At 71.5% G+C, this 10,180-nt stretch carries 9 protein-coding genes and 1 riboswitch; of the genes, 6 read left to right on the top strand and 3 right to left on the bottom strand.

Annotation, left to right across the window (positions count from 1 at the left end; genetic code table 11):
• Window positions 1-277, top strand: a 277-nt coding sequence (locus VG899_09230) for an anthranilate phosphoribosyltransferase (protein HWA66534.1), incomplete at its 5' end; no start/stop codon positions are given.
• A 108-nt stretch (window positions 278-385) separates the two neighbouring features.
• Here VG899_09230 and VG899_09225 read toward each other — a convergent pair.
• The gene (locus VG899_09225) at window positions 386-661 is read right to left on the bottom strand and encodes an Lrp/AsnC ligand binding domain-containing protein (protein ID HWA66533.1); all 276 of its coding nucleotides are present in this window, start codon (window positions 659-661) and stop codon (window positions 386-388) included.
• A 392-nt stretch (window positions 662-1,053) separates the two neighbouring features.
• On the bottom strand, window positions 1,054-2,835 hold the full coding sequence (locus VG899_09220; GenBank protein ID HWA66532.1) for a DEDD exonuclease domain-containing protein: 1,782 nt from the start codon (window positions 2,833-2,835) through the stop codon (window positions 1,054-1,056).
• Between the two features lie 126 nt (window positions 2,836-2,961).
• On the opposite strand from VG899_09220, the gene VG899_09215 reads away from it, so the two are divergent.
• The 5 genes from VG899_09215 to VG899_09195 all read left to right on the top strand — a co-directional run bounded on the left by VG899_09215 (window position 2,962) and on the right by VG899_09195 (window position 8,031).
• A complete protein-coding gene (locus VG899_09215; GenBank protein HWA66531.1) occupies window positions 2,962-3,147 on the top strand; it encodes a hypothetical protein in 186 nt (61 codons plus the stop codon).
• A gap of 259 nt (window positions 3,148-3,406) precedes the next feature.
• Window positions 3,407-3,550: riboswitch (cyclic di-AMP (ydaO/yuaA leader) on the top strand.
• 65 nt (window positions 3,551-3,615) lie between these two features.
• Window positions 3,616-4,581 carry a C40 family peptidase gene (locus VG899_09210; protein ID HWA66530.1) on the top strand — a complete coding sequence of 322 codons (966 nt, stop codon included), beginning with the start codon at window positions 3,616-3,618 and terminating at the stop codon, window positions 4,579-4,581.
• A 113-nt stretch (window positions 4,582-4,694) separates the two neighbouring features.
• A complete protein-coding gene (gene sepH / locus VG899_09205) occupies window positions 4,695-5,597 on the top strand; it encodes a septation protein SepH (protein ID HWA66529.1) in 903 nt (300 codons plus the stop codon).
• A complete protein-coding gene (locus tag VG899_09200; protein HWA66528.1) occupies window positions 5,594-6,889 on the top strand; it encodes a hypothetical protein in 1,296 nt (431 codons plus the stop codon). The genes sepH and VG899_09200 overlap by 4 nt, the downstream gene beginning before the upstream one ends.
• On the top strand, window positions 6,886-8,031 hold the full coding sequence (locus tag VG899_09195) for a glycosyltransferase family 4 protein (GenBank protein ID HWA66527.1): 1,146 nt from the start codon (window positions 6,886-6,888) through the stop codon (window positions 8,029-8,031). Before VG899_09200 ends, VG899_09195 begins: the two co-directional genes overlap by 4 nt.
• Here VG899_09195 and VG899_09190 read toward each other — a convergent pair.
• Window positions 8,028-9,836: an AMP-dependent synthetase/ligase gene (locus VG899_09190; protein ID HWA66526.1), complete on the bottom strand. Its 1,809-nt coding sequence runs from the start codon at window positions 9,834-9,836 to the stop codon at window positions 8,028-8,030. The genes VG899_09195 and VG899_09190 overlap by 4 nt on opposite strands.
• Window positions 9,837-10,180 lie beyond the last annotated feature (344 nt).

Raw genomic sequence — 10,180 nt, 5'->3', positions numbered from 1 at the left:
GGAGGCGCTTCGAGGCGGCGACGCGGCGCTCAACGCCGCGATCAGCCGGCGGTTCCTCGACGGCGAGCCGGGCGCGGTGCGTGACGCGGTGCTGCTCAACGCCGCCGCGGGCCTGGTGGCCTACGACGGACCGACCGCGGCACCGGTCGCCGACCAGATCGCGGCGGCCCTGCCGCGAGCGGCGGAGGCGCTGGACTCCGGCGCGGCGGCGGCAGCGCTCGACGCCTGGGTCACGGCCAGCAAGTCCGCCGCCACCGCCACCCCCGCCACCCAGTAACGCTCCGTTGCTGGGCGTATATCCCCAGCAACGCAGCGTCGCTGGGCGAACAGCCGGGGTAAAGGAGCGTTGCTGGGCGAAATGCCCGGTAAAGGAGCGTTGCTGGGGTCAGTCGCCGATGGAGAAGGCGGCTTCGAGGTCGTGGCGTGAGTACGCCCGAAAGGCCACGTGGGTCTCGGTGGCCACGACGCCGTCGACCTTGTTGAGCCGGTCCGCGACCACCGCGGCGATCTGCTCGTGCGAGCGGACCCGGACGAGCGCGATCAGGTCGATCTCGCCGGTCACTGAGTAGACCTCGCTGACGCCGTCGATGGCGGCGATTTCCTCGGCGACCTCGTTGATCCGGTCGACCGCGGCGGAGACGAAGACGATCGCAGTGATCACGCTGCGACCCTACCCAGAGTGCGGGCGGCACCGGGACCGATGAGCGTGACGGCGAGCGGTTGTCCGCGGCGGCGGCGCCGAGGCTGACGGCGGTGACGCGCCGGGGCTGGTGAGCGCGATGGCGAGCGGTTGTCCGCGGCGGCGGCGCCGAGGCTGACGGCGGTGACGCGTCGGGGCTGGTGGGCGTGACCGCGAGCGGTTGTCCGCGGCGGCGGCGCCGAGGCTGACGGCGGTGACGCGCCGGGGCTGGTGAGCGTTACGGCGAGCGGTTGTCCGCGGCGGCGGTATCGAGGCTGACGGCAATGACGCCGGGGCTGGTGAGGGTCACGGTGAGCGGCCGTCTGCCGTCGCGGGCGAGCCGCCCAGGCGCGCGAAGGACGCCCGCCGCGCGGTCAGCCCAGCGACGCGCGGGCGGGGCGATGGACCGGGCGCAACCCGCGACGGTCGTCGAACGGCCGGGCCGCATCCCGGCCGTCGTCGGCGGCCTCGAGCCAGTGGCGGAACCGGCCTGCGCCGCCGACCGGCGAGGCCCACTGCCCGTCGAGGGCGACGAGCCGCGCGCCGGGCCCGTCCAGCCAGGCGAGGATCAGGCCGATCTCCTCCGCCGTACCGGCGCCGAGCGGCCCGGGCCGCGGCTCGACGGTCTCGGCGGTCGCCACCAGTGCCTTCAGGTACGGCGCGGGCGCCGCGCCGTGCGGCACCGTCGAGGCGGCGGCGAGCCGGCCGTAGCGCACGACCGCGAGGTCCCACCCGCCGCCGAAGCCCGGCCGGGCAGCCACCAGCTGCGCGCACGAAGCCAGGGCGGCGAAGCGCTGCTGGCGATCGAGGGCCCGCAGGAAGCTGACCGCGCGGTCCCGATGCGCCGCCGCCTCTTCGAAGCGTTCCTGCGCCGACATCGAGGCCATCCGGCGTTGTGCGGCGCCAAGAACGGGTTGCGGGTCGGCGCTCAGCGCGAGCCGGGCGAGCGCGACGACCTCGCCATAGGCCTCACGGGTCTGGGAGCCGTCGCACGGGGCGCCGCAGCGGCCCATGCCGGCCAGCACGCAGGCGGGCGTGGGCTTCGACGGCGTGATCCGCTGGCTGCACTGGCGAAGCGGGACCGCTTCGTGGACCGCAGCCATCGCCGCCTGAGCCGCCCGGCCCGAGCCGAACGGCCCGAGATAGGTCGCGCCGTCGTCGGTGACCCGCTTCACCAGCGACAGCCGCGGGAACGGCTCCACGGTGAGCTTGAGCCAGGAGCCGCGCTCCGGGAATCGCGACCGCCGGTTGTAGCGCGGCTTGTGCTCGGCGATCAGCCGCAGCTCGCGCACCTCGGCCTCGAGCGGATGCGCGCACGCGATGGCGTCCACCGACTCGGCGATGCCGACCATCTCCGCCATGCGAGTGCGGGGTTCGGAGGCGACGAAGTACTGCCGGACCCGCTGGCGCAGGTGGCGGCTGCGCCCGATGTAGAGCGGCCGGCCACGGGAGTCCCGGAAGATGTAGACGCCCGGCCCGTCGGGCAGGCCCTCGGCCAGGTAGCGCTTGCGCCGCTGTGCCGCGGTTGCCAGCCCGGAGAACGAGACGAGCTCCTCGTGGGTGCGCACCCCGAGGTTGCCGACGCGTTCGAGCAGCCCGTGCAGCACCTCCGTGGTGGCCCGGGCGTCGGCCAGGGCCCGGTGACACGGCTTCGTCGTCGTCGCGAACAGCCGCGACAGGCTCGACAGCTTGCAGTCCGGCGTCTCGTCGCGGGTGAGCACGCGCCGCGCCAGCAGCGCCGTGTCGACGGTGGCGAACGCCGGCCAGGGCAGGCCGAGCGCCTCCGCGCCGGCCTTCAGGAAGCCGATGTCGAACGGCGCGTTGTGCGCGACCAGGACGCTGCCGCGCGCCCATTCCAGGAAGGTCGGCAGTACGGCGGGCAGCCGTGGTGCGCTCGCCACCATCGAGTCGGTGATCCCGGTCAGCACCGCGATGAACGGCGGGACGGCCATCTCCGGGTTGACCAGGCTCTGGAACTCGCCGAGCAGCTCGCCGCCACGCACCTTGACCGCGCCGATCTCGGTGATCGCCGAGCTCGCCGGCGACCCGCCCGTGGTCTCGAGGTCGACCACGACGAAGGTCACCTCGGACAGCGGCGTACCGAGCTCGTCGAAGGTCGCCTGCGTCCCGTACGGCGGGACGGACGGCGCGGGCATGAGCGTGACGGTAGGGCTGGGTGCCGACAACGTTCCGTCGGCGCGCCGCGGCGGGCGGTATCGCCCGATTCAGGGGGTTTTCACCCGGTTCAGAAGTTGTCGGAGGCCGTCGCTACGGTCGCCGACATGATCATCGACTGCGACAGCTGCCAGATGCGCGACGTGGCGTGTGACGACTGTGTGGTGACCGTCCTGCTCGCCGCTCCGCCGGCCGGCGAGCTCGCCGCCGACGAGGCGGGCGCGCTCAACGCGCTTGCCGAGGGTGGCCTGGTGCCGCCGCTTCGGATGAGCTGGACCGCGTACGGCGCCTGACAACTTCGGTGGCGACTTTCGGGTCACGGCACAACCCGGATAGCCGGTCTTGTACCGATTGTCGGGTTCGAGTGTCACTGTGACTGGTGTGACACAAGTGACGAGAGGTTGGTCAGGAATCGGCATTTTGCTGTGGGCCGGTGCTGGCGAGCGGCGCGCGGTACCGCTAATCTGACCGCGGTCGCTGTGGGAACCACCGTCAGCCGGGCGATGGCACAGCGGTCACCGCCGAGTCATCGACTCGGCACGCAGCCGGGCGACCGGTTCCGTGTCGGGTCAGAGCCGGGGACCCAGTCCCTATTGGGGTGAATCGGCGCACACCACGAGCCACGTGGCGGCGCCGTAGGGCGAACTTCCCTCCCGAACCCGTCAGCTCACCCGGTAGGCGGTCAGTGGAAGACAGGAGAGCCGCCGGGCGTGGCGACTACCTCACGAGTACGCATACCCACCTTTGGCGCCACAATCGCGGTGCTCGCCGCGATTTTCGTCCCTACGGGGATCGGTCAGGCGTCGCCGTCGTCGAACCTGACGCTCGCTCAGGCCAAGGCCCAGCTCGCCGTGCTGGACACCCGCGCGGAGAAGATCGCTGAGTCCTACGACGCCGCGAACAGCAAGCTGGCGGCGCTCCAGCACAAGGCGGCGCTGACCGAGAAGGAGCTCGCGCGGGACCAGGCGCAGCTGGACAAGAGCGAGCAGAAGCTCGCCGCTTCAGCGGCTGCCGCCTACCGCAGCGGCGGGCTCGACGCGACCATGTCGCTGGTCACCTCCGGCACCCCGCAGACCTTCCTCGACCAGACCTCGACGCTGCAGGAGGTCTCCCACTTCCAGGCCAGCCAGCTGGCCGCGGCCGATCTCGCCCAGCGCACGATGTCGGCAGCGCAGGTGCTGCACAACGCCGAGGTCGCGCAGCAGAAGGCGACCCTGGCCACGATCTCCAAGCAGCGCAGCGCGATCAACAGCCTGGTCGCCCAGGAGCACGCAGTCGTCGGCCGGCTCTCCGCGGCGGCGCAGGCGGCCTACACCGCACAGCAGAACGCGGTCGCCGTGCACGAGACCGCGCTTCGCGGCAGCTACGACGGGCCGGCCTCCGGCCAGGCGGCCGCGGCGGTCGAGTTCGCCTACGCCCAGCTCGGCAAGCCTTACGTGTACGGCGGAACCGGCCCGGACTCCTACGACTGCTCCGGCTTGACGATGGAGTCGTGGGCCGCGGCGGGCGTCTCACTGCCTCGCACGGCGGCCGACCAGCAGGCGGCGCTGCCGGCGGTCTCGCTCGGCGATCTCGAGCCCGGCGACCTGGTGTTCTACGGCGACCCGGCCTACCACACCGCCATCTACATCGGCGGCGGGCGGATCATCCAGGCGCCGCACACCGGCACCGTCGTACAGATCTCCTCGCTCTACGACATGCCGCCGACCTCCGCCGGCCGGCCGTAACGGCAGTTGCCCGTCAAGATCACGGGCAAATGTGACGTTACTTGTGACAGGCGTGGCATACGCCGCAAACTGTTACGGCTGGGGCATTCTGGTCCCGAGCAGGAGGGTCCAGCGTGGTGCGCCAGCTTGAGGTTCTGTCCGTCAGCGACGACGGCAACCACGTGCTGCTCGCCACCTCGGAAGACGCCACCCGCGCGACGCACCAGGTGCGGATCACCAACCGTCTCGTCGCGGCCATCAACGGCGAGCTCGACGACGAGGACGAGCACCGCGAAAGCGAGCTCTCGCCCAAGGAGATCCAGGCGCGGCTGCGCGCCGGCGACAGCGTCGAGCAGGTCGCCCGCGCCGCACGGATCCCGGTCGCGCGCATCATGATCTACGCCACGCCGGTGATCTCAGAGCGGGAGCGGATCATCGACCAGGCGCGGGCGGCCAAGCTGCGCCGACCGCGCGGTCCGGAGTCGACGACCACGCTCGGCAACGCGGTGACCCAGCGCCTCACCGAGGTCGCCGGGCTGCAGCCGGAGACCGTCGAGTGGACCGCCAAGCGGCGCGAGGACGCTTCCTGGCTCATCACGCTGTCCTTCGCCGCCCGCGGCGGCACCCGCAGCGCACAGTGGGTGTGGCGCCCGCACGGCCGCGACCTCACCGCGTACAACCCGCTCGGCAGCCGGATGGGCACCCTCGACACCGCCGCGCCGGCCAAGAAGCGGCCGGCGTCCACCGCGGCGAAGGCGCCGCAGCCGCGTCGCAGTGCTGCCCCGGCGGCGAGCCGGGCGCCCGCGGGCAAGACCACTTCCCGCTCGGCCACGACCCGCAAAGCCGTGGCCGGCAAAGGCACGACCCGCAAGGCCGCCGTGAAGCCGGCGGTGCGCAAGCCGCGGCCGGAGCCCCGTGAAGCACCTCGACGCGAGCAGGTGAAGACCGCCGACGGTCGCATCGTCGTACCCAGCTGGGACGACGTACTGCTCGGCGTCACGGCACCTGCGGCCTCGCGGGGGCGCCGCCGGTCGTGACCGGCGGGTTGTCCTCCGCCGCGAGGCTTGTCGCGGCGGCCGCGGTCGTGGTCGTCGGCGTCGGCGTCGCGGCGGCTCGGCACGGCAGCAGCGGCCCGCTGCCGCTGACGCCCAGCCTGGCCGCGACCCGGTACGCCGCGATCGAGCGGGTACTCACCGCGCGCGGGCAGGCGATCGTCCACCACGATCGCCACGCGTTCCTTGCGACGGTCGATCCTCGCAACCGGGTGTTCCGGCGCAGCCAGGCGCGGATGTTCACCGACCTCGCCCGAGTGCCGCTTCGCAGCTGGTCCTACGCGATGACGGCGCGCGGCCGCGCCCTGCCCGCTGACGCTGCGGCCTACGACGCCCCGGTGTGGGCGCCGCGGGTATTCACCCTCGGATACCGGCTCGCAGACTTCGATCGCCGCCCGACGAGCCTGCGGCAGTACCCGACGTTCGTCGACCGGCACGGACGCTGGTACCTCGCCTCGCTGTCGGACTACACCGCGGACGGGCTGGTGTCCGCGACCGACCTGTGGGACTACGGGCCGGTCGCGGTGGTCCGGCGCCCCGACGTGCTGGTGCTCGGTCCGCCCAGCCAACGGCAGACGATGCGGGTGGTAGCCGGCGACGTGCAGCTCGCGATCCCGCAGGTGAGCTCGGTGTGGGGCCGTGGCTGGTCGCGACGGGCGGTCGTGCTGCTGCCGAGAACGCAACGCGAGATGGCGTTGATCGATGAAGACCACGAGGATCTGGCGGGCATCGCGGCGCTCACCAGCGCGGAGGTACGCACCGCGGCGGGTCACCCGTCGCCGGTCGGTGACCGAATCACCATCAACCCGGCCAACTGGCACCAGCTGAGCCCGCTCGGTCAGCAGGTCGTGCTGCGTCACGAGCTCACTCACGTCGCGTCCGAAGCAGCGACCGGCACGCACACCCCGACCTGGCTGATCGAAGGACTCGCCGACTACGTCGGCTACCGCTTCGCCGACGTTCCCGTGACTGTCGCGGCCGCCGAGCTCCAGCGCGTCGTCCGCGGTGGCCGGCTGCCCGGCCGGCTGCCGCCCGATCGCGCCTTCCGCGGCGCAGCCGCGCAGCTGGCCGTCAGCTACGAGCAGGCGTGGTTCGTCTGCCGCACCATCGCGCAGCGGTTCGGCGTAGCGAAGCTCGTGGCCTTCTACCGCGCGGTGGGCGCCTCGATGCGCCCACCAGGCCAGGCGGTACGCCGCGCGGTGGTGGCGGTGCTGCATCTGCGGCTGGCCTCGCTCGTCGCGCTGTGGCGCGCGGAGATGCTGGCGGCGCTGAGGTGAGCGAGCGGCGTACCGGGCGGCGGCTGTTGCTCGTGACCAACGACTTCCCGCCCCGGCCCGGCGGCATCCAGTCGTTCCTCTACGGCATCGTGTCGCGCCTCGACCCCGCGCAGGTCGTGGTGTTCACCTCCCGTTGGCGCGGCTGGGAGGACTGGGACGCGCAGCAGCCGTTCCGGGTGGTACGCCACGACACCGAGATGATGCTGCCGAACCCAGCGGTACGCCGGGCCGCCGTCGAGGTCTTCCGGGAGCACGAGTGCACCGACGTGTGGTTCGGCGCGGCAGCCCCGCTCGGCCTGCTGGCGCCCGCGCTTCGTGACGCTGGTGCCAACCTGATCGTCGCGACCACGCACGGCCACGAGATCGGTTGGGCGAGAGTGCCGGGCACCCGCCGGCTGCTGCGTCGGATCGCCGGCGACGTCGACGCGCTGACCTATCTCGGTGACTACACCAAAGTCCGGCTGGCTGCCGCCATCGGGCCCGACGCCGGCAAGCTTCGGCGGCTGGCTCCGGGCGTCGACATCGACCTGTTCAACCCCCGCGTCGACGGTTCGGTCAGGCGCGCCGAGATCGGATGGAATGATCGGCCCGTCGTGGTCTGCGTCTCGCGCCTGATGCCCCGCAAAGGTCAGGACATGCTGGTGCGGGCGCTGCCGGAGATCAGACGCCGGGTCGGCGACGTCGGGCTGCTCCTGGTCGGCGGCGGACCGGCGCGCTCGCGCATCACGGCGATCGCGCGCGAACAGCGGGTCACCGAACACGTGCACGTCACCGGCTCAGTGCCGTTCGAGACGCTACCGAGCTGGTATCGCGCCGGCGACGTCTTTGCGATGCCGTGTCGCGAGCGGCTCAACGGGCTCGACGTGGAAGGCCTCGGCATGGTGTTCCTCGAGGCGGCCGCGTGTGGCATGCCGGTGGTTGCGGGCCGAAGCGGCGGGTCGACGGACGCGCTGATCGACGGCGAGACCGGCGTACTCGTCGACGGCGGCTCACCGGCCGAGATCGCCGACGCGACGGCGGCGATGTTCGAAGACTCCGACCGTGCGAAGCGCATGGGCGAACGCGGCCGGGAGTGGGTCAGCGAGTCGTGGACCTGGCCGGGGGTCGTCGCCACGCTGAAAGATCTGGTGGCCGCGCCCTAGTCGGCCGGCTTGCCGCTGTAGAGCTTGTCGATGTCCGCGGCGTAGGTCTTGGCGACCTCGTTGCGCTTTACCTTGAGCGACGGCGTCAGGTGGCCCGACTCGACGGTCCAGTCCTCGCCGAGGATGCGGAAGGCCTTGATCGCCTCCGCCTTCGACACGGCCTTGTTGGCGTCGTCGACGGCAGCCTGGATCTCCGCCCGCAGGTCGGCGTCCTCGGCAAGATCGGCCACCGAGGCCGACTCGGGCTTGCCGTGTGAGGCTTTCCAGGCCGGAAACGACTCCTCGTCGATGGTGACCAGGGCGGCGATGAACGGCTTCTTGTCACCGACCACCATGCACTGGCTCACCAGCGCGTGGGCGCGGAGGCGGTCTTCCAGGACGGCGGGTGCGACGTTCTTGCCGCCCGCGGTGACAATCAGCTCCTTCTTGCGGCCGGTGATCGTCAGGTACCCGTCCTTGTCCATCTGACCGATGTCGCCGGTGTGGAACCAGCCCTCGTCCTCGAGTGCTTCGGACGTCGCCTTGGTGTTGTTGTAGTAACCGCCGAAGACGTTGCCGCCTTTGAGCAGGATCTCGCCGTCGTCGGCGATGCGAACCGTGCAGCCGGGGATGGGCCGGCCGACGGTGCCGACCTTCATCGCGCCGGGGCGGTTGACCGTGGCGCCGGCAGTCGTCTCGGTGAGCCCGTACCCCTCGTAGATCGGGACGCCCGCGCCGCGGAAGAAGTGACCCAGCCGGGCACCGAGCGGAGCGCCACCGGAGATCGCACCGATCACCTGGCCGCCCAGGGCCGCCTTGAGCTTGCTGTAGACGAGCTTGTCGAACACCGCGTGGGGGACGGTCCAGATCGCGCGCTCGATCGGGTTGGCGTCCAACGACCGGCTGTAGTTGATCGCGACTGCCTCCGCCAGATCGAAGATCGGGCCCTTCCCGTCGGCGTGGGCACCTTGCTTCGCGGTGTTGTAGACCTTCTCGAACACACGTGGCACCGAGAGGATGAAGGTCGGCCGGAAGACGCCGAAGTCCGCCAGCAGGTTCTTGATGTCGGCGGTGTGGCCCATCCGGACGCGGTTCTGCACGCAGCCGACCTGGATGATCCGGGCGAACACGTGCGCCAACGGCAGGAACAGCAGCGTCGACTGGTCGTCGCCGAACATGTCCGTGAGGCCTTCGGTCGTCGACGTGGCGTCGAAGAGGAAGTTGCCGTGGGTGAGCTCGCACCCTTTGGGACGCCCGGTCGTGCCCGAGGTGTAGATGATCGTCGCGAGGCTGTCCTGTCGCAGGGTCCGGCGGCGCTGCTCGATGTCGTCGTCGGAGACGCCGGAGCCGGCGCGGGTCAGCTCTTCGACCGCCCCGTTGTCGATGCGCCAGACGTTGTTGACTCCGGTGAGCTTCGAGGAGACCTCGTCGTAGGTCTTCTGGTGGAGGTCGCTTTCCAGGAACACCGCGACCGCACCCGAGTCGGACACGATCCATTCGACCTGCTCGGCGGAGGACGTCTCGTAGATGGGCACGGTCACCGCGCCCGCGGTCCAGATCGCGTAGTCGAGGAGGGTCCACTCGTAGCGCGTGCTCGACATGATGCAGACCCGTTCGCCGGGCGCCACGCCGGCAGCGATCAGTCCTGCCGCGGCCTGCCGGACCTCCTCGGCGAACTGCTTGGCGGTCACGGGCTGCCAGCTGCCGTCGACCTTGCGGTCGAAGACGACCCGGTCGGCGTACTCCGCGGCGTTCGCGACGACGGCGTCGGTCAGGTTGGCGTCGTCACGAATCGTGAAGTCGGCTGGGATGCTGTAGTCGGGCACTGATGCTCCTCGTAACCGCTGGTTTCCCCCGGCAAGGCCCGCTGGCTGGTGCTGCGCCGCCAGCGAAAGCGTACGGCGGGAAGCGTCGCAGCGGTGCCGATCGCTAGGCCGTTCAGTCCAACGGCGATGGTGCCGAGAAATCGAAGATGAGCGAGATCCACTGCCCGCAGTGCGGCACCGCGCTGCCCGCGGGATCTCAGTGGTGCACCTCGTGCTTCTACGTGCTCGTCGGGTCCACACCTCCCGCACCGACGGCGACGGTCCCGTCGGCCGCACCGCCCGCGCCCGTCGCACCGCCCGCGCCCGTGGCACCGCCCGCGCCCGTGGCACCGCCCGCGCCCGTG

This window comes from Mycobacteriales bacterium, from assembly GCA_035550055.1.
Taxonomy (GTDB): domain Bacteria; phylum Actinomycetota; class Actinomycetes; order JAFAQI01; family JAFAQI01; genus DASZTV01.
The sequence above is the reverse complement of the archived record's forward strand: the minus strand, read 5'-3'. Positions and strand labels throughout refer to the sequence as shown.